Raw genomic sequence first — 23,547 nt, 5'->3', positions numbered from 1 at the left:
GGGATTGGTACCGGAAATGGGATCGAAAAGGACCGGGGGCGGTCGACGAGTGACCGTCGACCGCCCGGATTCGATTCCGAAACGATTTCCACACCGGCGAATGCGGCGAATGGGCGACATTCCACCGGTGCATCGATCGATGGCGGCCGAACGGGTCAGCCCAGGCCGAGTTGGGCAGCCGCAGCAGACGCGTCGATCGGCACGACGACCGGCTTGGGCGCGCCGGCCACGGCCCAGTCCGGGTCCTTGAGGCCGTTGCCGGTGACCGTGCAGACGATCCGCTGGCCCGGATCGACCCGACCCTGTTCGGCCGCCTGGAGCAATCCGGCCACACTCGCGGCGGACGCCGGCTCCACGAAGACGCCCTCCTGGGCGGCCAGCAGACGGTACGCCGACAGGATCTGACGGTCGGTCACCGATTCGATGTGACCGCCGGAATCGTCCCGCGCGGCGATCGCGAAGTCCCACGACGCCGGGTTGCCGATCCGGATCGCGGTGGCGATCGTCTGCGGCGAGAGCACCGGCGCGCCGTTGACCAGCGGCGCCGAACCGGCCGCCTGGTAGCCCCACATGCGCGGGCGGCGGGCGGCCAGGCCGTCGGCCGCGTACTCGTTGTAGCCCTTCCAGTACGCGGTGATGTTGCCCGCGTTGCCGACCGGGAGCACGTGGATGTCGGGCGCGTCGCCGAGCATGTCCACGATCTCGAAGGCGGCCGTCTTCTGGCCCTCGATGCGCACCGGGTTGACCGAGTTCACCAGCGCGACCGGGTACTTTTCGGCCAGATCGCGGGCGAGCGTGAGGCAGTCGTCGAAGTTGCCGTCGACCTGGAGGATGCGCGCCCCGTGCACGAGGGCCTGGCCCATCTTGCCGAGCGCGATCTTGCCCTGCGGCACCAGCACGGCGCAGACCATCCCGGCGCGCACCGCGTACGCGGCGGCCGAGGCCGAGGTGTTGCCGGTGGACGCGCAGATGACCGCTCGCGCGCCCTCCTCCTTGGCCTTGGAGATCGCCATCGTCATGCCGCGGTCCTTGAAGGACCCGGTCGGGTTGGCGCCCTCGACCTTGAGGTGAACCTCACATCCGGTGCGCTCGGAGAGCACCTGGGCCGGGACCAGCGGCGTACCACCCTCACGCAGGGTGACCACGGGTGTGTTCGCCGAGACCGGCAGACGGTCGCGGTATTCCTCGATGACCCCGCGCCACTGAGTGGTGCGGACGCCTTCCTTGAGCGCGCTCACGGTCCCTCTACTCCCCTTCGACCCGCATGATGCCGGCGATGTCACGGACGATGTCCATACCGCGCAGATCGGCGACGGTCGCCGCGAGCGCGGCGTCGGTGGCGGTATGGGTGACGATCACGAGTGTGGCATCCCCGTCCCGGCCCTGTTGACGGACCGTGTCGATGGACACGTCGTGCTGGGCGAACACCGCGGCCACCTGGGCCAGCACACCGGCTCGGTCGGCGACGTCCAGGCTCAGGTGGTAGCGGGTACGGGCGATGCCCACCGGCTGCGGGGTCAGTTGGGCGTACGCCGACTCGCCGGGCCCGGTCGCGCCGGAGAGCTTGTTGCGGCAGACCGCGACCAGGTCGCCGAGCACCGCGCTCGCGGTCGGCGCGCCACCGGCCCCGGGGCCGTAGAACATCAGCTGTCCGGCCGCCTCGGACTCGACGAAGACCGCGTTGTACGCCTCGCGCACCGACGCCAGGGGGTGCGAACGCGGGATCATCGCCGGGTGCACGCGGGCACTCACGCTCTGCCCGTCGGCGCCGCGCTCGCAGATCGCCAGCAGCTTGACCACGCAGTCCATCGCCTTGGCACTGGCCACGTCGGCGGCGCTGACCTCGGTGATGCCCTCGCGGTAGACGTCGGCGGCGGTCACCCGGGTGTGGAAGGCCAGACCGGCCAGGATCGCGGCCTTGGCGGCGGCGTCGAAGCCCTCGATGTCGGCGGTGGGGTCGGCCTCGGCGTACCCCAGCGCGGTGGCCTCGTCGAGCGCCTCGGCGAAGCCCGCGCCGGTCGAGTCCATCCGGTCCAGGATGAAGTTGGTGGTGCCGTTGACGATGCCCAGGACCCGCTCCACCTTGTCCCCGGCGAGCGACTCGCGCAGCGGACGCAGGAGCGGAATCGCGCCGGCCACGGCGGCCTCGTAGTAGAGATCCACACCGTGTTTCGCGGCGGCGGCGTGCAGCGTCGAGCCGTCCTCGGCGAGCAGCGCCTTGTTGGCGGAGACCACCGAGGCGCCGTGCTCCATCGCGGACAGGATCAGGCCGCGGGCGGGCTCGATGCCGCCGATCACCTCGACCACGACGTCGATGTCGTCGCGTTTGACCAGTTCCACGGCGTCCGTGGTGACCAGCTCGGGGTCGATGCCCGCGCGCTCGCGCCCGGCCCGGCGTACCGCCACGCCGGCCAGCTCGATCGGGGCCCCGATTCGGGCGGCGAGGTCGGTCGCGTGCGTCGTCATGATGCGGGCCACTTCGGAGCCGACCACACCACAACCGAGCAGCGCCACCTTCAGCGGCTGCGTACGCATCATCCGACCTCACTTCTCGAAGACAAAGGTTGTCCGAGTCTGCCGTCCGGGGAATTTCCGGAGTCGGGCAGTGCCGACAAGTGTCGCTCGGATCATTCTCCGAACCAGGGCTGGTCCAGGATCCGAGACGACAATTCTTGCGGCCTCGCATGCCGGCCACGGGATTTTCTCCCGAGCCCGGGGGCCGCCGCCTGGCGACCCCCGATCGTTCCGTCGTTCTTGTTCCGGTGTTCTTTTGTGCCGGTGCTGCTGCTGTGGTGCCGGTGCTGCTGTGGTGCCGGTGCTGCTGTGGTGCCGGTGCTGCTGTGCCGGTGTTCTCGCTTGTTCCGGTGTTCTCGCTCCGGCGGGGTCTTGCTCCGGGATTCCGCTCCGGGGCTCTCGCTCCGGGGTTCTCGCCCCGGCGGGGATCTCGCCCCGGCGGGGATCTCGCCCCGGCGGGGATCTCGCCCCGGAGTCTTGCTCCGGGCTCGGTTCCGGCGTTCGTGTGCGTTCTGGTGTGTGCGTTTTCGTGTGTGTCTTTTCGTGCCGAGATGCTCTCGTACGGCGGTCCCGGGTGTGGGCGTTCAGCCGATGTCGAGGCGGAGCAGGTCCTCTTCGGTCTCGCGCCGCACGATCACGCGCGCGCTGCCGTCGTGGACCGCGATCACCGGCGGGCGGGTCACGTGGTTGTAGTTGCTCGCCATCGAGCGGCAGTAGGCGCCGGTCGCGGGTACCGCGAGCAGGTCGCCGGGGGCCAGGTCGGCGGGCAGGTACGCGTCCTTGACGATGATGTCGCCCGACTCGCAGTGCCGGCCCACCACGCGCGAGAGCATCGGCGCCGCGTCGCTCTCGCGTGAGACGAGCGTCACGGTGTACTCGGCGTCGTAGAGCGCGGTGCGGATGTTGTCCGACATGCCGCCGTCCACGCTGACGTAGGTGCGCAGACCCTCCAGTGGCTTGATCGTGCCCACCTCGTAGAGCGTGAACGTGCCGGGCCCGGCGATCGCGCGGCCGGGTTCGACCGACAGCCGGGGCGCGGCCAGCCCGGCGGCGGCGCATTCGCGGCGCACGATGTCCAGCAGCGAGGCGGCGATGATCGCGGGCGACTGCGGGTCGTCGGCGGAGGTGTAGGCGATACCCAGACCGCCGCCGAGGTCGATCTCGGGGAGTTCGACGCCGTGCTCGTCCCGGACCGCGACCAGCAGGCCGACCACGCGGCGCGCGGCGACCTCGAACCCGGCGGTGTCGAAGATCTGCGAGCCGATGTGCGAGTGCAGGCCGATCAGTTCGAGCGAGTCGAGCTTGCGGATCCGGCGGACCGCCTCGGCGGCCTGGCCGTCGGCCAGCGAGAAGCCGAACTTCTGGTCCTCGTGCGCGGTCGCGATGAACTCGTGGGTGTGCGCCTCGACGCCGACGGTGATCCGGACCAGGACCTTCTGGGTGACGCCGCGCCGGTCGGCCAGGAACGCCAGCCGGCTGATCTCCTCGAACGAGTCGACCACGATCCGGCCGACGCCCACCTCCAGGGCGCGTTCCAGTTCGGCGCTCGACTTGTTGTTGCCGTGGAAGGCGATCCGGGCCGGGTCCATGCCCGCGGACAGCGCGACGGCCAGTTCGCCCGCGGTGCACACGTCCAGATTCAGGCCCTCCTCGGCGATCCAGCGCACCAGCGCACGACACAGGAAGGCCTTGCCCGCGTAGAACACGTCCGCGCCCTCGAACGCCTCGCGCCAGGCGCGGCAGCGGGCCCGGAAGTCCGCCTCGTCGAGGATGTACGCGGGAGTACCGAACTCGCGGGCGAGCTCGCGCACGTCCAGGCCGGCGACGGTGACCACGCCGTCGGCGCCGCGCTCGGCGTTCGTGGGCCAGATCTTCGGGTCGAGCAGGGTCAGGTCCTCGGGCGCGATCGGCGGTGCGCCGTCGGGCAGGACGTCCGCGTGGCGGGGACCGGCGGGGTGGGCGGAACGGCTCATGTCGTGGTGCTCCCCGGGGGGTGTGGGCGTCGGTGTGGGTCTTTTGCGGGGCGGGTGCGGCGGCCGGCGGGCCGGGAAACACCGAAGGCCGGGCATCCGCCCGGCCTTCGGCCTGTCGCCTGCGTTGTGACGATCCGTCACATGCGCTCGGGGGCGGACACCCCGAGCAGGGCGAGGCCGTTGGCCACCACGGTTTTCGCGGCTTCGGCCAGCCACATTCGGGCGTACGTCAGGTCGGTGACCTCTTCCTCGCCCTTGGGCAGGATCTGACAGTGGTCGTAGAAGCGGTGGTACGTGCCGGCCAACTGCTCCAGGTAGCGCGCGACATGGTGTGGCTCGCGCATCTCGCCGGCCTTGGCGACCACCCGCGGGAACTCGCCGAGCATGCCGAGCAGGTCGGACTCCCACTCGGTGGACAACAACTCCGGCGTGAACTCGCCCTTGACGATCCCGCGTTCGGCCGCCTTGCGCTCGACCGAGGACATCCGCGCGTGCGCGTACTGAACGTAGAACACCGGGTTCTCGTTCTTGTGCGACGTGAGGATGTCGATGTCGAGGGTGATCGTGGAGTCGGTGGACGAACGGGCCAGCGAGTAGCGCGCGGCGTCGACACCGATCCACTCGACGACGTCGTCGATGGTGATGATGTTGCCCGCGCGCTTGGACATCCGGACCTCTTCGCCGGCGCGCATCATCTTCACGAACTGGCCGACGATGATCTCGATGTTGTGCTCGGGGTCGTCGCCCGCGCAGGCCGCGATCGCCTTGAGCCGCCCGACGTACCCGTGGTGGTCGGCGCCGAGCATGTAGACGGCGACCTCGTTGCCCCGGTCGCGCTTGTTCAGGTAGTACGCGGCGTCGGAGGCGAAGTAGGTCTTCTCGCCGTCGGACTTGATCAGGACCCGGTCCTTGTCGTCCCCGTAGTCCGTGGTGCGCAGCCAGATCGCGCCGTTGTCGTCGTAGACGTGGCCCTGCTCGCGCAGCCGCTCGATCGCCTTCTCCACCGCGCCGGACGCGTGCAGCGTGGTCTCGGAGAACCACACGTCGAAGTGCGCGCCGAAGTTCTCCATCGAGCGCTGGATCTCGGCGACCATCAGCTTGAGCCCGGTGGCGCGGAAGACCTTCTCCTGCTCGGCCTCGGCCAGGCTCAACACGTCGGGACGCTCGGCGACGATGTCGGCGGCGATGTCGTTGATGTACGCGCCGACGTAGCCGTCCTCGGGCACGGGGCGGTCGTTCGCCGCCGCCATCAGCGACTTGCCGAACTTGTCGATCTGCACGCCGGCGTCGTTGATGTAGTACTCGGTGGTGACGTCGGCGCCGGACGCGCGCAGGATCCGCCCGAGCGAGTCGCCGACGGCGGCCCAGCGCACCCCACCGATGTGGATCGGCCCGGTCGGGTTCGCCGAGACGAACTCCAGGTTGATCTTGAGCCCGTCGAACGCGTCGTTGCTGCCGTACGCGGCGCCGGCCTCGACGATGCTGCGGGCCAACTCGCCCTGGGTGGCCGTGTCGAGCGTGATGTTCAGGAACCCGGGGCCGGCGATGTCGACCTTGGCCACACCGGTCGCCTGCGCGATCCGCGCGGCCAGCAGCTGGGCGATCTCCCGCGGCGGCCGCTTGGCCGGCTTCGCGAGCTGCAACGCGATGTTCGTCGCGTAGTCCCCGTGCTCGCGGTTCTTGGGTCGCTCCACCGTCGTGCTCTCGGGCACGGCAACGGCGAGCTCGCCCGCCTCGACGGCGGCACGAACCGCGGACAACACTGACTGCGAAAGCTCTGCGGGGGTCACGGGGACAAGGGTAGGCGACCCGCCGACCAACCCGCCCGGCGGGCGGCGTAGGTCATTCGGGTGACACTTCCGAAGCCGGCTCCGGCTCGGCCCGCACTCCTGCCGCGGCTCCTGCTTCCGCTCGCGGTGCGGCTCCTGCTTCCGCTCGCGGTGCGGCTCCTGCTTCCGCTCGCGGTGTCGCTCCCGCTTCCACTCCTGTTGCGGCTCCCGTTCCCGCTCCCGCTTCCTTTCCCGATCCCGTTTCCGGCGACAACGCCCGCACCAACCGAATGAGCTGCTCGGGATGAAACGGCTTCGTCAAATACCCATCCACGCCCACCGCCCGAGCCCGCGAGAAGTCCTCGTCCTGAGCACAGGCACTGATCATCAGGATCTTCAACCCACTGGTCCGAGGATCCGCCCGCAACCGAGCCGCCGTCCCGATCCCATCCAGATGCGGCATCACCACATCGAGCGTGACCAGATCCGGCCGCACCTCATGCACGAGCCGCAAGCACTCCTCACCATCCCGAGCAGTGCTCACCACAAACCCCTCCAGCCGCAGATTGACCGCGATCAGCTGCCGAATCACCTCGTCGTCATCCACGACAAGCACCCGCGCCGCCTCACCACCAATCCCGCCCACGCCAGTGAGGTTAGGCCCCCCACACCCACCTCGGGGCCCGATCCGCACATCTCATCCCGCACCTCCCCCGCCCCCTCCCTCCAACCCCTTCGCAACCCACTCCCCAGAGCTGGTAATGTTCACGTCACCCGAGCCCCTGTAGCTCAGGGGATAGAGCAACGGCCTCCGGAGCCGTGTGCGCAGGTTCGAATCCTGCCAGGGGCACACAGCGTGAACAGTCTCAGCAGCCACGATCACTCGTGAGCTGCTGTTTTTGTTTTGGGGCTCTTTTTTGCCGTCACGATGTGTGGCGCGCGGCGAGGTGGCGGCAGGCGTAGGACGGCCTCTGTGCCATATATGCGCAATGATCTTGAGGGTGTTTCCGCGGGTCACAGTGCGTATGCGGTGTAGTCGCGGCGTGGCCCGGACGCGACGGAAGGCCCGGGTCGCTCCGGGGCTTCCTGTTATGTCCTTGTTCGCGTGCTGCTTCAGGCCTGCTCATCGTGTGCGTCGCAGTTGTCGGTCCAGGGCTTGTCGTTGGCCGGTCGGGTCGTGTGTGGGGGCAGCGGTCCCAGCTCGATTCCGTTGGGGCGCAGTCGGTCCGAGCGGGTGCGCTGTTCCGGCCGAACTCGCCGCGAACGCCGCGAACGCCGCGAACGTCACGGCCCACGGGAGGGGAACCGACCACGGCTTCGAACTCAGCACCGCGATCGAGTCGTCTCGGGCAGAGTCGGCCACGTTGCGCGTCGAGGTCTCGGACCGGCGTGACGGGATGCCGACCATCCGCCCGACCTTTCCCGTCGACACCGCCGACTCAGGACGAGGTCGGCTCCCTGTCTGCGCTCTTGCGAACAGTCGATTGGCTTGCGGGGCAGGGGACTGCGGATGGTCGCCATCAACGCCATGATCCGGAAGCTTGGCGGACAGTCGCGTCCAACTCCGGGCAGACTTGGGGGAGTTCATTCGGACGTTTCCGGCGATCAGATGAGGCCGTGGCGGGCGAGTTCGGTCATCAGGTTGCGTTTGCGGTGGTGGGTGGTGTGCAACTTGGTGAATGCGGCTTCCCACAGGGGTTCGCGGTTGGTGGCTTGGGCGGTGTCGCGGGCGCGGGCCAGGAGGTCTGCGGCCTGGGCGTAGGCGTGTTTGGTTGTGGTTTTGATGAGGGCGGTGGCTTCTCGTAGGTAGATCTCGAGGGCGTCATCCGGGCGGGTGGTTCGGCAGGCGTCGGCGAGGTTGAGCCATTGGGTGCGGGTGGCGCCGAGGGTTTCGGCTGCGTGCCAGGCTTCGGTGAATCGGTCCTCGGTGAGGAGGATGTCGATCAGGGCTTGGGCCGCTCGGGCGCGGGTCTGTGGTTGTTCGGCCGCGTCGCGGAGTGCTTGGAGGGCCTGGACGCGGTAGTGGTCGGCTTCTCCGGCCGCTGCCGCGGCTTCGAGGAGTTGTCGGTGCGCCGGGACGCTGAGTCGGTGTCGGAACTGGTCCCAGCGGACCTTCAGGGCGTCGGCGTAGCGGCCGGCGGTGGTGTAGCGGTGGGTCAGGTAGTCGGCGAGCCTGGGTTCTTCCGGGTGCTCGGCGGTGCCGCGTTCGGCCCAGGTGAGGGCCTCGTCTTCGCGGCCGGCGTCGGTGAGTGCGTCGGCGATGCGGAGGTAGGCGTAGCCGTGGGTGAGGTCGGTGGCGAGTGCTTCGACGAGGGCGTCGGTGTCTTCCTGGGCCTCGGCCAGGTCTTCCCGTAGGTGCTGGATCAACCATCCGTCTCGGTTCCCGGCGGACTCGGCTTCGCGCAAGCGCGCGGCGTAGTGCGCGATACCGGCGTCCCCCAGCGGCTGCGTGTAGTCCTGGATCGCCAGTTCCGGCCAACTGTGGTTCGCGAGCTGGAACGCGAGGAGCCAGTCGGCCAGTTCGACGGGATCGGGTGAGGCCGTCGCGCACGCTTCGGCGTGCAGTTCGACCAGTGCCTCGCCTTCCTCGGTGATGCCGCCGTCGGAGTCGTCGATCGCCTCGATGGCGGCGCCGATCAGGGCCAGGGCTCGGCCGGCGAGGTCGATGACGGCGACATGGTGGCCGGCGGCGGACAACTCCCCCAGCGTCTCGGCGATGTCGGCGACCGCCCCGGCGTAGGTGTGGGCGCCGTGCCGGTCCAGGTAGCCGTAGGTGCGCAGCGAGCGGCCCAGGTGCTCGCGGATCGCCGCGATGTCCGGGCCGGCACCGGCGTCGGTACGGGCCGCGCGCAGGTGGAGGCGGCGGCGCAGGTCGGGATCGCTGCCGGCCGCCTCGTCGAGGAGGTCGACGAGTTCGCCGTGGTCGAGCGAGGCGAGATAGGCGCGCAGATCGATCGCGGCGCCCTGGGGTTCCCCGACCGGACCGGCCTCGGCCGTACGCAGGAAGACCAGGCCGACCGCGACGCAGTGTTTGCAGAAGTAGCCCTGGTCGCCGTACGGGCAATCGCACCGACCGGTGAGATCGTCCGGCCCGAATTCGAGGACGACGTCGTAGGTGTCGTTTCCGTACACCACGGCGGTGATGACACCGGGGCCGTCCTCGGTCAGATTCGCGACCGCGTCGAGGTAGCCCTCGCCGCGCTCGAACGACTTCGATCCGGCGGCGTCGAGGAGGTCTTGCTCGGTGAATATCGACACAGCCGACATCAAACCGCATCCGGCCCGACCCTCGATCTCGACCTCGCTTCTACCCGCCGAGTGTGCCGGACAGCCGGCGCAGCGCCTTGAGCAGGTTCGCGAGGTCGGGAGCGTCCGCGAAGAAGGCCGCGTCCGCCGCTTCCACCGCCTGCATGGCCTTGGCGGCCAAGTCGCTTCCGGGGGTGGTGATGTGGAGGAGCTTGGCTCTGGTGTCGGTCGGGTCGGTCGCTCGGGTCAGGTAGCCCTTGGCTTCCAGGCGGCGCAAGACCGGGGAGACGGTCTTGACGTCCATGCCGGCGTGGGCGGCCAGGGTGAGTTGGTTGGGCTTGGCGCCCTGGGTGTCGAGCCAGTACAGGCTTGCCAGGAGCACGAATTGAGGGTGGGTCAGGTCGAGCGGGCCGAGGGTGGCCGCCATCGTGCGCTGCCAGCGCAGCGTGGTGTGCCACAGGAGGAAGCCGGGGCTGTCTTCGGCGGTCAGCGGCATGTCGGCCCTTTCGACGTCGGGATCGGCCTCCGGGTCAGGATCCGACACGATTATCTGTGCGTCGACTATCTCTGTCATGGGTATCTTGACATGGCCAAGGGGTGGACATCGTCTCCTCCGCAGACGACGCCCACCCCGGTCGGGTGCCCGCTACGCGAGCAGGTTCCGCACCGCCTCCGCCGCGTCGTGGCCCGAGAGCACCGCGCCGTCCATGTAGCCCTGGGACGTGCGTGCGATGTCGCCGCCCGCCAGGACCACCCGCCCGTGTGGCTCCCGCGCCGCCGCGAAGAGGGGCCACTGGCCCGGGCGGGGGGCCACCCACGTGCCCCGCGCCAGTGGGTCGGCGGACCAGTCGTGGGTGAGTACCTCCAGGACACGGGCGTCCGGGTACAGCTGCCGCACCGCCGTCTCGATCGAGGCCCGGTCGGTCGGGTCGAAGCTCTCGGCGAGGCCGAAGACGACGGAGACGTCCTCCCCGGCGTTGTACACGGCAAGGACGCCGGGCGGCCAACAGCCCGCCTTGGTGTCGACGGGTATCCCGGTCGTCCGGGCCGCCACCTTCACCGAGCGGCCGGCGTGGCCCTGCTCGGCCAGTGCCGCCACCTCCGCCGGCAGCGCGGGCTCGAAGGCGATCGCCGCCCACGTGTTGAGCGGTGTCGCGACCACTGCCGCGGCGGCCGGCACGGCGCTGCCGTCGGCCAGCCCGAGAAGCACGCCCGGCCCCTCCTGACACACCGCCACCACCCGCGCCCCGAAGCGCAGTTCGGCGCCGAGCGAGGCCGCCATCGCCACCGCCAACGCGTCCGCACCGCCCGCCGCCCGCTGATCCTCGGCGCCGAACGCCGCCGCCGGGTCGCCGCCCAGCGCGACGATGTCCTCGATCACGCCCACCGCCGAGTACTCCTCGGGGCGCGCGCCCATCAACGCGGCGCCGAGCACCGACAGGTACGCCGCCGCCCGCGCCGGTAGGCCCTCAAGCAGCTCGCCGTACGCCACGTCCAACCCGTCCGGCGCCTGTGAAGCCGTCAACTCTGCTGCCAACGCGGTGAGTTCCGCGACAAACCGCTCGTACGCGGCCAGATCCGCCCCGGTCAGCGGCATCGCGCCCTCGGACGCCTCACCGTCCAGCAACCACACCTGCCGCGCCGCGCTCTCCCGTGCCGGGGCCAGGTCCACGCCGTAGCGTTCGTACTCGGCCATCAGCGCCCGGTGGTACTCCGCCGAGATCCACTCCGCGCCGAGGTCGACCCGAACTCCCGTACCGGGGAGGACCTTCGACCACGTCCGGCCGCCGACCCGATCGCCCGCCTCCAGGACCACCACGCGCAGCCCGGACGACGCGAGCTCCCGCGCTGCCACCAGACCGGCCAGTCCCGCGCCCACCACCGCCACGTCGTAGGCCGTGCTCATCGGCCCCCTCCCTCGCGGTTCACAGACCCTCTCCCGTGTACACGGCCGCGCCCTCGACGTACGTCGCCAGCACGCGCGTGTCGCCGATCTCCGCCGGCGCGCCCGCGTACGGGTCGCGGTCCAGGACGACCAGGTCGGCGAGCTTGCCGACCTCGATCGTGCCGGTGTCGTGGTCGCGGTGGTTCACGTACGCCGTGCCCACCGTGTAGGCCGCGAGCGCCGCCGTGAGGTCGATCCGCTGCTCGGGCAGGAAGATCGTGTCCGACGGCTCCGCGACGGCCGGCAGCACCCGGTTGACCGCGGTGTGGATGCCCCACATCGGATCCGGCGCGCTGACCGGCCAGTCGCTGCCCGCCGCGAGGGTCGCGCCGGAGCGCAGCAGGTCGCCGAACGGGTATTGCCACGCCGCCCGTTCGTCACCCAGGAACGGGATGGTCAGCTCGTCCATCTGGGCCTCGTGCGCGGCCCACAGCGGCTGCAGGTTGGCCGCCACGCCCAACTCCGCGAAGCGCGGCACGTCGTTGGGATGGACCACCTGGAGGTGCGCGATGTGATGCCGGTGATCCGCCCGCCCATTCGCCGCGAGCGCCTGCGCGAAGCCGTCCAGCGCCTCGCGCGCGGCCCGGTCGCCGACCGCGTGTACGTGGACCTGGAAGCCGTGCGCGTCGAGCAGCGTGACGTGCTCGCGCAGCGCCGCCGGGTCCACGAAGCTCAGTCCGCTGTTGCCGGTGTGGCAGCCGCAGCCGTCGAAGTACGGGTCGTTCATCGCGGCCGTGAAGTTCTCCGCGACCCCGTCCTGCATGATCTTCACGCTGGTGGCCGCGAACCGACCGACCGACGAGGACGCGCGGAGGTCGAGAAGCCGCTCCAACTGCTCGGCGCCCTGGTCCCGTTCCCACCACAGCGCGCCCACGACGCGCGCGGTCAGCTGCCCCGAACGGGCCGCGGTCAGATAGGACTCCAGCGGGTCCAGACCCGGATGCGCCGAACCGACCATCGCGTCCTGCCACGCCGTCACGCCGACCGAGTGCATCCGCGCCTGGCCCGCGAGCAGCGCGCGCAGGCCGTCGGCCGCGTCCAGGCCCGGGACGAGGTCGCCGACCAGCGCGGTCGCGCCCTCGTGCAGGGTGCCCTGCGGGGTGCCGTCCGGTTCGCGCTCGATCCGCCCGTCGGCCGGATCCGGGGTATCCCGTCCGACGCCCGCGAGTTCGAGCGCGCGGGTGTTGACCCACGCGCCGTGGCCGTCGGCGTTGATCAGGAACGCCGGGCGATCGGGCACGATCGCGTCCAGTTGCTGCCGACTGGGCGTACCGCCCGCGAACGCCTCCATGTTCCAACCGCCGCCGCTGATCCACTCCTCGTCGGGCCGGGCGGCCGCGTACGCGCGGATCAGGGCGAACGTCGAGTCCGCGTCCCGCGCGTCCGAGAGGTCGCAGCGGATCAGCGTCATGCCCGCGAGGGCGGGGTGTACGTGCGAGTCCTGGAAACCGGGTACGAGCGCGCGGCCGGTCAGGTCGATCACGTCGGTGCGCGAACCGATCAACCCGCGCACATCCGCGTCGTGCCCGACGGCCACGATCCGCCCGTCGCGCACGGCCACCGCCGTGGCCCGGCGACGCGCGGCGTCGATCGTATGGACCGAACCACCGCGGAAGACGACATCGGCAGGGGTGGACATGGAACTCCTTGTACCGAGTTGCGTTGAAAAGAATGAAGAGAGGAAGACCGAACCCGACGAAGACCGAACGCGAAGCAATCCACGAACGCGCAGAGAACGCGAACGAACGCGAACGAACGCGAACGAACGCGAACGAACGCGAGAGGACGCGAGAGGACGCGAAAAGCGCGAAATGAACGCGAACGGCGAAGAGAAGGAGGGGGAGGAGGTGGAGCCCGCCGAGCAGCGCGAACCCGGCCAGGAGATCGAGCCCGCCGAGCAGCCCTGGCCCGATCGGTACATCGAGTCCGACCGGACCAAACACCCCAAGGAGCCCGAGCACGCCGAAACCCGAGCCCGACCCGGCTCCGAGCACCGAAGGCCCGAGCCCGATCCCCTCAGAGCGCCGGAATACCCGCACCCACGTAGTCCCACGGCCGCACCCGCTCCAGCGCCGCCGCCGCCCGGAACACCGTCGCGTCGTCGTAGAACCGCCCGACGATCTGCACCCCGGTCGGCACCCCGCTCGACGCGTGGCCCGACGGCACGCTCAGCACCGGACAGCGGCTCGCGATGTTGAACACCGTGGTAAGTGACGCCTCGAGGTAGTGCTCCAGCTCGACGCCGTTGATCGTGACCTTGGTCGAGGTGTAGTCGTCGTCCGCCAGGTACGCGGGGATCCCGACCGTCGGGCACAGCAACACGTCGTACCGGTCGAGCAGTTGCCCCACCTCGGCGTGGATCGCGGCCTCGCGCTCCAAGCCCTCGAGCAGGCCGCCCCGCTCGGTGGCGGCGACCGTTTCCTCGACGAATCTGAGCGTGTACGCGTTCAACCGGTCGCCGTGTTCCTCGGCCACCCCGCGCACCCACGACCCGAAGATCGCGCCGAAGTGGATCAACGCGGTGTCCAGCACGTCCCGCCGGGTGATGTTCACCGGGACCTCCTCGACGATCGCGCCCGCCGCGCGCAACGCGTCCGCCACGGCGCGCGTGTTCGCCTCGACCTCGGGGTCGACCAGCCAGTCCCCCAGCGTGATCGAGAGCGCCACGCGCAGCCCCTCGATGCCCTCCGGAGCGGTGGGCAGGACCAACTTGGGGCTGAGCGATACGCCGTCCAGCGGGTGCGGGCCGGCCAGCACGTTCTGCAGCAGCACGCAGTCGGCGACCGTGCGCGCCATCGGGCCGTCGTGGCAGTACGTGTCCAGGTTGAACGGCGCCAGCGCGGGGACCCGGCCGTACGGCGGCTTGAACCCGACCGTTCCGGTGAACGACGCGGGGATGCGGATCGAGCCGCCGATGTCCGAGCCGGTCGCGAGCGTGGTACTCCCGGCCGCGAGCGCGGCGCCGGCGCCGCCGGACGAACCGCCCGGCGAGAAAGCCAGGTTCCACGGGTTGCGGGTGATGCCCCACAGCTCCGAGCGGGTGAACGCCGCGCAGCTGAACTCGGGGGTCGTGGTGCGCGCGTGCACGATGCCGCCGGCCGCGAGCACCCGCTCGACCACCGGATGCGTGACGTCGGCGACCTCGGCCGCGAACGGCACCGAGCCCTCCGAGGTGATCCGGCCCGCGATGGGCTGCTCCTCCTTGGTCGCCACCGCGAGCCCTTCGAGCGGTCGCGGCGCGTCGCCCTTTCCGGCGTAGCGGGCCTCCGCCGCCCGCGCGCCGGCCATGGCTTCGTCGTAGATCCGCTCGGCGAGGCAGTTCACCCTCGGCTCGACGGCCTCGGCCCGCTCGATCACGGCGGTCATCAACTCGACCGGCGAGAGCGAGCGGTCCCGAAAGCGCCGCAGCGCCTCGGTCGCGGGCAGGTAGGCCAGCTCGTCGACCACAACCGGGGCGCGCTCGGTCCCCGCGGCGAAATCGGTCTCATTGCTCATGACTGGGTCACGTCCTTCCGGGTCACGTCCTGCACAAGGTCACTGCAAAAACTCACCACGCGGTCACTGCACAAGGTCACTGCACAAGGTCACCACGAGGTCACTCCACGAGGTCACCGTGCGAGATCACCACGAGGTCACTGCACGAGATCACTGCACGAGATCACTGCGCGGTGCCGGCAAACGAGGCCGGCAACGGCGGCCCCGAGGCCCTGGCCCCGAGGCCCCCGGAAGCCCATCGCCCAAGCTCACCGCGTGCCCTCTGCGGCCAGCGCCCGGCGATCGGCCGCGATCCTGGCCGGGTCCCACCCGACCCGTGGCACGGAGTCGAGCAGCAGCCGGGTATACGGGTGTCGAGGATTCGTCAGCACCTCATTGGTGCTGCCGGCCTCGACGATCCGGCCGGCCCGCAGGACGACCACGTCGTCGGTGATGTGCCGGACGACCGCGAGGTCGTGGCTGACGAACAGGAAGCCCACCCCCGCGTCCCGCCGGATCCCGGCCAGGAGTTCGAGGATCTGCGCCTGGATCGACACGTCGAGCGCGGCGACCGCCTCGTCGAGGATGAGCACCGTCGGCTCGGCCGCGAGCGCGCGGGCGATCGCGACTCGCTGGCGCTGACCACCGGACAGCGCCTTGGGCAGCGCGGTCGCCTCGCGCGCGCCCAGGCCGACCTGGTCCAGCAACTCCGCCACCCGGGCCGCCCGCTGATCCTTCGTCAGCGTGCCGAAGTGCAGTCGCAGCACCTCGTCGACGCACTCCCCGACCGCGATCCGCGGGTCCAGCGACAGGTACGGGTCCTGGAAGACCATCTGGATCTCGCGCGCGCGGGCCAGTCGTTCGGCGCGATTGCCGGTCCGCGTGGCGCGCTCGTGGCCGCCCACCCGGATGCTGCCCGAGTCGGGCGTGGCCAGACCGACCAGCATGCGCGCGGTCGTGGTCTTGCCGCAGCCGGATTCGCCGACGATGCCGAGCGAGCCGCCCGGCGCGAGCGTGAACGAGACCCCGGCCACGGCGGCGTGGTCGCCGAATGACTTGCGCAGATCGGTGACTTCGAGCGTGGTGTCGGCCGTGCGGGCGGAGCGGCTGGTCACGTCAGGATCCCCTCGTCGGCGCGGAAGCAGGCCGCGTAGGCGTCGTCGTGCCGGGTCAGCGCGGGTGCCTCGTCCGTGCACCGCGGCTGTACATGCGCGCAGCGCGCGGCGAACGCGCAGCCGGTGGGGGCCTCGGCGAGCGAGACCGGGCGGCCCGGAATGGGCTTGGGCGGCCCCGCGTCCGGATCGAGCCGCGGCGTCGAGGCGAGCAGGCCGGCGGTGTACGGGTGTCGCGGCTTCGCGAACAGGCCCTCCGCGGTCTGCGTCTCGACGATCCGGCCCGCGTACATGACGTAGACCCGATCGCAGACCGCGGCGGCCAGTTCGAGGTCGTGGGTCACGAACAGCATGCCCGTGCCGCGCTCGGCCTGGAGTCGGGTCAGGATCCCGATCACCTCGGCCTGGGTGGTCACATCCAGCGCGGTGGTCGGCTCGTCGGCGAGCAGCAGCGACGGCTCACCGGCGAGGGCCGCGGCGATCACGACCCGCTGGAGCATGCCACCGGAGAAGTGGTGCGGGTGGCGCCGCATCGCGCCCTCGGGGTCGCGGATGCCGACCGCCTCCAGGAGTTCGAGCGCGCGTGCCGCGGCGATCGCGGGCGCGGTGCCGGCGGCGCGCATGCCCTCGGTGAGGAAGTCGCCGACCCGGCGCATCGGGTTGACCGACGCGCGCGGGTCCTGGAAGACCATCGCCACCTCGCGCGAGCGCAACGAGCGCAGGCTCGCCTTGTTCAGGCCGAGCACGTTCCGCCCGTCCACCCGGACCTCGCCGCTCACCCGTGCCTTCGCGGGCAACAGCCCGAGTACGGACCGGCACGCGACCGACTTGCCCGAGCCGGACTCGCCGACCAGGCCCACGCTTTCGCCCTTTTCGACGCGCAGAGACACGCCGTCGAGGATCGGGCGCGCGGCTCGCCCCTCGGGCAGACGCACCGTCAGGTCGTCGATTTCCAGAAATGCCATGGGATCACCGCTCCCGCTTCGCGACTCGGTCGGCGATGCCTTCGCCGACGATGCCGAACGCGACGACCGCGACGACGATGCACACGCCCGGGGCGAACGACGGCAGCAGCACGTTCTGGAGCAGCGCCGATTGGCCCTCGTTGATCATCGATCCCCAGTCGGACTCCGGGGGTTGCACGCCGAAGCCGAGGTAGGACAGCGCGGCCAAGTCCATCAGCGCGTAGCCGAAGTTGATCGCCGACTGGGCCAGCACGGTGGGCGCGATGTTGGGGATCAGGTGCTTGACGCAGATGGTCCAGCCGGACCAACCCTGGACGCGATAGGACTCGATGTACGGCCGGGCCTTCTCCTGTGTGGCGACCGAGCGCACCAGGCGCCCGACGTACGGCGTGTAGGCGACGCTCATCGCGATCACCGGCGCGGTCAGCCCGCCGCCGAAGACCGCCACGAACAGGATCGCGATCAGCAGGCCGGGGAACGCGAACATCATGTCCATCGAGCGGGACAGGACCGCGTCGATCCAGCCGCCGCGCCACGCGGCGGCGACGCCGAACACGATGCCCAGGGCGGTGGACAGCACCACCACGAGCAGCGGGCCGAGCAGGCCGGTGCGCACGCCGTGGATGAGCCGGGACAGGATGTCGCGGCCGGACTGGTCGGCGCCCAGCAGGTGGTCGGGCGTCGAGCCGGCCAGCGTCGCGGACAGGTCCACGGCGTTGGGGTCGTACGGCGCGATCAGCGGCGCGAACACCGCGACCAGGACGAGCAGCGCGAGCACGACCACGGCGCCGACGAACAGCGGCCCTTGGCGCAGCGCACGCAGCGCGCCGAAGCCGGGCCGGCGAACGACCCCGCCGGCCTCGGCGGTCCGACCGGGCTTGTCGGCCCTGCCGCTCTCGCCCCCGCCACGTTCTCGACCCGCGCCGCTCCCGCCGGGCGTCTCGCCGGTCATCCCCCCGGGCGTGTCGCCCCCGTCGGTCTTGTCGATCGAAATCTTGGTCACGAGGCACCTCGCCCGGTCAGGGAGACCCGGGGGTCGACGAGCGGTTGCAACAGATCCACCAGCAGGTTGACCAGGACGAACGCGGCCACCGTGAGCAGCGTGATGGCCTGCACGACGGGGAAGTCCTTGACGTTCACGGAGGTCACCAGGAGCGAGCCGACCCCGGGGACCGAGAACGCCGTTTCCACGATCGACGTGGTCACCAGCAGGCCGGCGAGCATCGTGCCGCCGACCGTGACGATCGGGCCGAGCGCGTTGCGCAGCACGTGTCGCCGAACCACCTTCGACTCGGCGACGCCGCGCGCACGGGCCACCTCGACGTGCTCGCGCGAGAGTTCGTCGAGCATCGAGGAGCGGGTGACCCGGGCGAGCAGCCCGGAAAGCGTGAACGCGAGCGCCACTGCCGGCAGCGTGAGGTGCTCGACGCGCCCGCCGAAGCCCGAGCCGCCGCCGAAGGTGGGGAACCAGCCGAGCTTGACCGCGAACAGCGAGACCAGGCCGATCGCGGCGACGAACGCGGGGGTCGCGGTCGCGACACCGGTGCCGATCAGCACGAGCTTGTCCACGAAGCCGGGGCGCAGCGCGGCGAGGATGCCCAGCAGCACGCCGGAGACGATCACCAGCACCGCCGCGTAGCCGATCAGGAACGCGGTCGTGGGCAGGCGCGAGGAGATCAGGTCGGCGACGTCCTGGCGAAACTGCACCGAGCGGCCGAAGTCGCCGGTGCACACGTCGCCGAGCCACTGCGCGTACTGCGACAGGAACGGGTCGTCCAGGTGGTACTGGAGACGCACGGCTTCCTTGGCCTCCGGCGTCGCCGGGTGGCCCTTGAGCAGGAAGGTCACCGGATCCCCGGGGGCGAGGTGGATCGCGCTGAAGACCAGGAACGAGGTCACCAGCAACACCAGCGCCAACCCGAGAAAACGGCCCAGGAAGTAACCCGCCATCAGCCCGCGGCCCCGACGGTGGCGGCCCACGGCCAGTACAGCTGCGCGATCCCGGGCGCCGCGCCTGTGATGCGCTTGTTCATGAACACGTTGTGCGGCGGCTCGAAGAGCGGGATCGAGGTCAGGTCGCGCAGCGCGATGTCCTGGAGTTTGGCGGTCAGGTCCGAGCGGGCCGCCGGGTCGGCGGTGCCGGCCGCCTGCTCGTAGAGCTTGTCGTACTCGGGGTTGGAGTAGTTGCCGTAGTTGGCGAACGCGCCGGTGACCATGGACTCGTAGAACTCCAACGGATCGGGCGTGTTCGTGTAGCCGCTGGTGACGACCAGGTCGATGCCCTTGCGCGCCTCGGGGTCGGTGAACAGCGCCGTGTAGGCGTCCGGGGTGACGGTCTTGAGCTCGATGTCGAGCCCGATCGACTTGCCCGCGGCCTGGATGGCGTTGGCCGAGACGGTGATCTCCGGCGCCAGCGAGCTGGTCGCGAGCACGATCTTCTTGCCCGCGCCGCCCCCGGCGTCGGCGACGAGCTTCTTGGCCGCGGTGAGGTCCTGCTTCACCGGCGGGAGGGTCGCGAAGTAGGTCGGCGCCTTCTCCGGGGCCAGGCCCCACGCGCCGATCGGGGTGAGCCCCCTGGCCTCGTTGGCGACCCCACCCGCCGCGGCCTTGATCAGGCCGGTGCGGTCGATCGCCAGGGACAGCGCCTGACGCAGCTTCAGGTCACCCATGGTGCCCTGCAGGTTGGTGACGGCGAGCAGGTAACTGCCGCTGTTGGGACCGAAGTAGAGCTTGCCGTTGGGGGTGTTCCGCAGGCGCCCATAGGCACTGGAGGGCACCGTGTAGCCGCCGTCGACCGAGCCCGAGACCAGCGCGTTCACGCGCGCGGACGGGTCCTGGATGAAGACGAACTTGAACGCGTCGGCCTTCGCGACCAGCTTCGCGTCCCAGTACTTCGGGTTCTTCTTGAGCGTGATCGAGTCGCCCGGGGTCCACTTGTCCAGCGCGAACGGCCCGGTGCAGTTCACCCCGCCCTGCGGGTTGCCGTAGTCCTTGCCGGCCTTCTCGATCGAGGCGGCGCTCTCGACCGTGCCGGGCGAGGCCGCGAGCATCGAGTTGAGCAGCGCGTCCGGCTTGGTCAGCTTGATCGTGACCTGGAGCGGGCCGGTGGCGTCGATCGAGGCGACGTTGCGGAAGGCGGTGCCCCAGGCGGACGCGAGTTCGGGGTCCAGGTGCCGCTTGAGGCTGGCGACCGCGTCGGCGGAGGTCATCGGCGTGCCGTCGTGGAAGGTGACGCCCTCGCGCAGGTTGTACACCCAGGTGAGCGGGTCCGGATTGGTGTACGAGGTGGCCAGGCCGGGCTCGATCTTCATGTCCGGAGTGGTCCGCAGGAACTGCTCGCAGACGTTCGCGAGCACGGTGTTGATCGGGTAGTCCCAGGCGTACAGGTAGTCGAGCGTCTGCGGCTCGGCGTACAGCGACCAGGACACCGACGGGATGGTGCCCTTGGCCGCGGGGGTGTCCGGACTCACCTGGAAGCCGCCACCGGGATTCGCGTTGTCGGACTTGCCACCGGAACAACCGGCCACGGCCGCGGCCGCGACGGCGACTGCTGCGACGGATCGGAGCATGCGCAAGAGAACCCACCTCTTTCCAGGGGGTAGCGGGGCGCTGGAGTTCTGTGGAGTATTGATGCGGGAACGTTCCCGCACAAGGGTTTGCGGGAACGGTTTTCTGAAGGTCATGGCGCTGTAACAGGAGCGTGACTCAGGGCTCGGCAGCCGGCAGCATGTGGCGTCATGAGCACTCCACCGCACGGCGGCGGCAAGCGTCCCGCGCCCGTACCCCGGGTCCGCCTCGTCGACGTGGCCCGTGAGGCGGGGCTGTCCAAGACCACCGTCTCGGCCGCCCTCAACGGCACCGGCCGGCTCTCCGACGCGGTCCGGCTGCACGCTCAGGAGACGGCACGCCGACTGGGCTACCGACCGAACGCGACCGCCCGCCTGTTGCGCGCGGGGCACGCCCGGCTGATCGGGTACGCGGTGCGCGAGTACGTGGAGACACCGTGGTCGTACATGGAGTCGCCCTACTTCGCCCAACTCACCAGCGCCACCGCGCAGGCCGCGCTCGCCCACGGGTACGCGCTGGTCCTGCTGCCCACCCACACGGCCCGGGACGAGTGGGCGGACCTGCCGCTGGACGCGGCGGTGGTGGCCGATCCGCTCGCCGATGACCCCTTGGTCGAGGACTTCCTGGCGGCCCGGATCCCGGTCCTCTCGGACCGCCGTCTGGAGGGCATGCCCGGCGCGCACTGGGTGGACATCGACCACGAGGCCGCCGTCCGCGGCGTACTGGATCACCTGGCGGCGGGCGGCGCGCGGCGGATCGGCGTGGTGGCCGCACACTCCACGTCGTTGTTCTACGAACAGGCGCTGACGGTGTATCACGCGTGGTGCGTGGAACGGGGGTTCGCTCCTCTCGTGGAGCTGACCCGGCGTCCGGGCAACCCGGCGACGCGTGCCGCGATCGACCACATGCTGGCTCGATCCGACCGCCCCGACGCGCTCTTCGTACTCACCGAGGCGAGCCCGCCGCTGATCCTGGAGACCGTCCGGGCTCGCGGCCTGAACGTCCCGCAGGACCTGCTGATCGTCTGCGTCAGCGACGACCCGACCGCCGCCCAGACCGACCCGCCGATCACCACGCTCAGTCTGCGACCGACCGAAATCGCGGCCGCGGGCGTCGAGTTGCTGATCAAGGCGTTGGAATCCGGCGACCGGAGCCCCACCGGCCGAGCCGTCCCGACCCGGCTCGAGATCCGGGACACGTCACGGCGAAGCGGGGATCATGGGTATTCGGACGAGGTCGGCAAAGCCGCTGCCCCGTAGCCGGGTTCCTTCGACGGCCGTCCCGGCGGGCTCCGCCGGATCGCCGCGGACCGGGTCGCCCGGGCAGGGCCGCACGGCGCCGAGACCGCACCATGCCTGACCACCCCTCAGGCCTTCGTTCGTCCGACCCGGAGGAAACGCCGTGATCGAGTCGACCCCGACTCCCGCCACCGCCGCGCCGACAGCCGTGCAGGGGTACAGCCCGCGCACCGGGACGCCGGTCGGTGAGCCGCTGCCCGCCAGTACCGGCCCCGAGGTCGAACGTGCCGTCGCCGCGGCGCAGGCGGCCGCGCCGGCGTGGGCCGCACGCTCCGGCGCCGAGCGGGCCGAGGTTTTGGAGGCCGTCGCCGACGCGCTCGACGCGGCGCGCGCCGAACTGGTCGCCGTCGCGGACGCGGAGACCGCGCTGGGCGAGCCGCGGCTGACCGGCGAGATCGGCCGTACCTCGGGCCAACTGCGGATGTTCGCCGGCCTCCTGCGCGCCGGCGCGCACGTGGGCGCGGTGCTCAGCCCGGCCGATCCGACGCTCGGGCGGCCCGACGTACGTCGCATGCTGCACCCGATCGGCGTGGTCGCGGTGTTCGCCGCGAGCAACTTCCCGTTCGCGTTCTCCGTCGCCGGCGGCGACACCGCGTCCGCGTGGGCGGCCGGCTGCCCCGTGGTGGTCAAGGTCCACGAGGCGCATCCGGCCACCTCGCTCGCGGTCGCCCGCGTGGTGCGTACCGCGCTGACCACCGCCGGCGCGTCCGCCGACCTGCTCGGCCTGGTCGCCGGTCGCGCCGCGGGCGGCCCGCTGGTCACCCATCCCGGGATCGCCGCCGTCGGATTCACCGGCTCGCTCGCGGGCGGGCGGGCCCTGTTCGACCTGGCCTCGGGCCGTCCCGACCCGATCCCGTTCTTCGGCGAACTGGGCAGCGTCAACCCGGTCGTGGTGCTGCCCGCAGCCGCGGCCGAACGCACCGAGGACCTCGCCGCCGGCTACCTCGGCTCGCTCACCCTGGGCACCGGACAGTTCTGCACGAACCCGGGGCTGCTGTTCGTGCCCGAGGACACCAATCTCCTGGACGCCATCGCCACGCGGGCCCGCACCGCGACCGGCGGCCCGATGTTGTCCGCCCGGATCCGCGACGCGTACGAGGGCGGCACCTCGGCGCGCGCGGGCCGAGAGCTGGCCCGAGGTACCGCCGCCGAGGGTGCCTGGGCGGTGGCGCCGGTGGTCTGGCACGCCGACCTCGCCGAGTTCCTCGCGCACGCGGCCGAACTGACCGAGGAGACCTTCGGCCCGGCCGGCCTGGTGGTCACCTACGCCGACGAGGACGCCCTGCTCGCCGCGCTCGGGCGCCTCCCGGGCAGCCTCACCGGCTCGGTGCACACCGTCGAGGCCGACCACCCGCTCGCCGCCCGGGTCGCCGCCGCGCTGCGCCCACGCGTCGGCCGGCTGATCCACAACGGCTGGCCCACCGGCGTAGCGGTGTGCTGGGCGATGCACCACGGCGGTCCGTGGCCCGCCACCACCGCGCCGGGACACACCTCGGTCGGCGGCACCGCGCTGGAGCGCTGGTTGGTGCCGACCGCCTACCAGGACTGGCCCGACGCCCTGCTGCCTCCGGAACTGCGCGACGCCAACCCGCTGGGCGTGCCGCGGGTGACCCAGCCCTGAACGCGCGGTTGCCGCCGGGCCCGGGAGAGGCCCGGCGGCAACCGGGGCCGCGTGTGGGTGGGC

Annotated in this window: 17 protein-coding genes and 1 tRNA gene; 3 read left to right on the top strand and 15 right to left on the bottom strand. The window is 71.0% G+C overall.

Features of this window, described 5'->3' with window-relative positions; translation table 11 throughout:
- Window positions 1-155 precede the first annotated feature (155 nt).
- The 5 genes from thrC to ACIRL2_RS06690 all read right to left on the bottom strand — a co-directional run bounded on the left by thrC (window position 156) and on the right by ACIRL2_RS06690 (window position 6,893).
- Complete coding sequence (gene thrC, locus ACIRL2_RS06710; protein ID WP_402230599.1) at window positions 156-1,238, bottom strand: threonine synthase; 1,083 nt, start codon at window positions 1,236-1,238, stop codon at window positions 156-158.
- Between the two features lie 7 nt (window positions 1,239-1,245).
- Window positions 1,246-2,538, bottom strand: a complete 1,293-nt coding sequence (locus tag ACIRL2_RS06705; protein ID WP_395866014.1) for a homoserine dehydrogenase — start codon at window positions 2,536-2,538, stop codon at window positions 1,246-1,248.
- Between the two features lie 560 nt (window positions 2,539-3,098).
- A complete protein-coding gene (lysA, locus tag ACIRL2_RS06700; protein ID WP_402230597.1) occupies window positions 3,099-4,487 on the bottom strand; it encodes a diaminopimelate decarboxylase in 1,389 nt (462 codons plus the stop codon).
- 137 nt (window positions 4,488-4,624) lie between these two features.
- Window positions 4,625-6,277, bottom strand: a complete 1,653-nt coding sequence (gene argS / locus ACIRL2_RS06695) for an arginine--tRNA ligase (protein ID WP_395866017.1) — start codon at window positions 6,275-6,277, stop codon at window positions 4,625-4,627.
- Window positions 6,278-6,329: 52 nt separating this feature from the next.
- The gene (locus ACIRL2_RS06690) at window positions 6,330-6,893 is read right to left on the bottom strand and encodes a response regulator transcription factor (protein WP_402230857.1); all 564 of its coding nucleotides are present in this window, start codon (window positions 6,891-6,893) and stop codon (window positions 6,330-6,332) included.
- Between the two features lie 141 nt (window positions 6,894-7,034).
- Between ACIRL2_RS06690 and ACIRL2_RS06685 the strand changes: the two genes are divergently transcribed.
- Window positions 7,035-7,106: transfer RNA gene (locus ACIRL2_RS06685), tRNA-Arg, on the top strand.
- A gap of 755 nt (window positions 7,107-7,861) precedes the next feature.
- On the opposite strand, the gene ACIRL2_RS06680 is transcribed toward ACIRL2_RS06685, so the two are convergent.
- From ACIRL2_RS06680 to ACIRL2_RS06635, 10 genes are all read right to left on the bottom strand, one after another.
- On the bottom strand, window positions 7,862-9,514 hold the full coding sequence (locus ACIRL2_RS06680) for an SWIM zinc finger domain-containing protein (RefSeq protein ID WP_402230595.1): 1,653 nt from the start codon (window positions 9,512-9,514) through the stop codon (window positions 7,862-7,864).
- Between the two features lie 49 nt (window positions 9,515-9,563).
- Entirely contained in the window at window positions 9,564-10,076 is a 513-nt protein-coding gene (locus ACIRL2_RS06675) for a MarR family winged helix-turn-helix transcriptional regulator (RefSeq protein WP_395866089.1), read from the bottom strand.
- Window positions 10,077-10,148: 72 nt separating this feature from the next.
- A complete protein-coding gene (locus ACIRL2_RS06670; protein WP_402230593.1) occupies window positions 10,149-11,408 on the bottom strand; it encodes a flavin monoamine oxidase family protein in 1,260 nt (419 codons plus the stop codon).
- 19 nt (window positions 11,409-11,427) lie between these two features.
- Entirely contained in the window at window positions 11,428-13,086 is a 1,659-nt protein-coding gene (locus tag ACIRL2_RS06665) for an amidohydrolase (protein ID WP_402230590.1), read from the bottom strand.
- A 377-nt stretch (window positions 13,087-13,463) separates the two neighbouring features.
- Complete coding sequence (locus tag ACIRL2_RS06660; protein WP_402230588.1) at window positions 13,464-14,942, bottom strand: amidase; 1,479 nt, start codon at window positions 14,940-14,942, stop codon at window positions 13,464-13,466.
- Between the two features lie 248 nt (window positions 14,943-15,190).
- The gene (locus ACIRL2_RS06655) at window positions 15,191-16,036 is read right to left on the bottom strand and encodes an ABC transporter ATP-binding protein (RefSeq protein WP_395866097.1); all 846 of its coding nucleotides are present in this window, start codon (window positions 16,034-16,036) and stop codon (window positions 15,191-15,193) included.
- Window positions 16,033-16,998 carry an ABC transporter ATP-binding protein gene (locus ACIRL2_RS06650; RefSeq protein ID WP_395866099.1) on the bottom strand — a complete coding sequence of 322 codons (966 nt, stop codon included), beginning with the start codon at window positions 16,996-16,998 and terminating at the stop codon, window positions 16,033-16,035. Before ACIRL2_RS06650 ends, ACIRL2_RS06655 begins: the two co-directional genes overlap by 4 nt.
- Window positions 16,999-17,002: 4 nt before the next feature.
- Window positions 17,003-18,001 (bottom strand): ABC transporter permease, encoded by a 999-nt coding sequence (locus tag ACIRL2_RS06645; RefSeq protein WP_402230584.1) that lies wholly within the window; start codon window positions 17,999-18,001, stop codon window positions 17,003-17,005.
- Window positions 17,998-18,948 (bottom strand): ABC transporter permease, encoded by a 951-nt coding sequence (locus ACIRL2_RS06640; RefSeq protein ID WP_402230581.1) that lies wholly within the window; start codon window positions 18,946-18,948, stop codon window positions 17,998-18,000. Before ACIRL2_RS06640 ends, ACIRL2_RS06645 begins: the two co-directional genes overlap by 4 nt.
- Window positions 18,948-20,567 carry an ABC transporter substrate-binding protein gene (locus tag ACIRL2_RS06635; RefSeq protein ID WP_402230579.1) on the bottom strand — a complete coding sequence of 540 codons (1,620 nt, stop codon included), beginning with the start codon at window positions 20,565-20,567 and terminating at the stop codon, window positions 18,948-18,950. The genes ACIRL2_RS06640 and ACIRL2_RS06635 overlap by 1 nt, the downstream gene beginning before the upstream one ends.
- A gap of 168 nt (window positions 20,568-20,735) precedes the next feature.
- Between ACIRL2_RS06635 and ACIRL2_RS06630 the strand changes: the two genes are divergently transcribed.
- Window positions 20,736-21,824, top strand: coding sequence for a LacI family DNA-binding transcriptional regulator (locus ACIRL2_RS06630; RefSeq protein ID WP_402230578.1), 1,089 nt, complete (start codon window positions 20,736-20,738; stop codon window positions 21,822-21,824).
- 142 nt (window positions 21,825-21,966) lie between these two features.
- Window positions 21,967-23,484: an aldehyde dehydrogenase (NADP(+)) gene (locus ACIRL2_RS06625; protein ID WP_402230576.1), complete on the top strand. Its 1,518-nt coding sequence runs from the start codon at window positions 21,967-21,969 to the stop codon at window positions 23,482-23,484.
- Window positions 23,485-23,547: the final 63 nt, after the last annotated feature.

The sequence above is a fragment of the Embleya sp. NPDC127516 genome, from assembly GCF_044765325.1.
Taxonomy (GTDB): domain Bacteria; phylum Actinomycetota; class Actinomycetes; order Streptomycetales; family Streptomycetaceae; genus Embleya.
The sequence above is the reverse complement of the archived record's forward strand: the minus strand, read 5'-3'. Positions and strand labels throughout refer to the sequence as shown.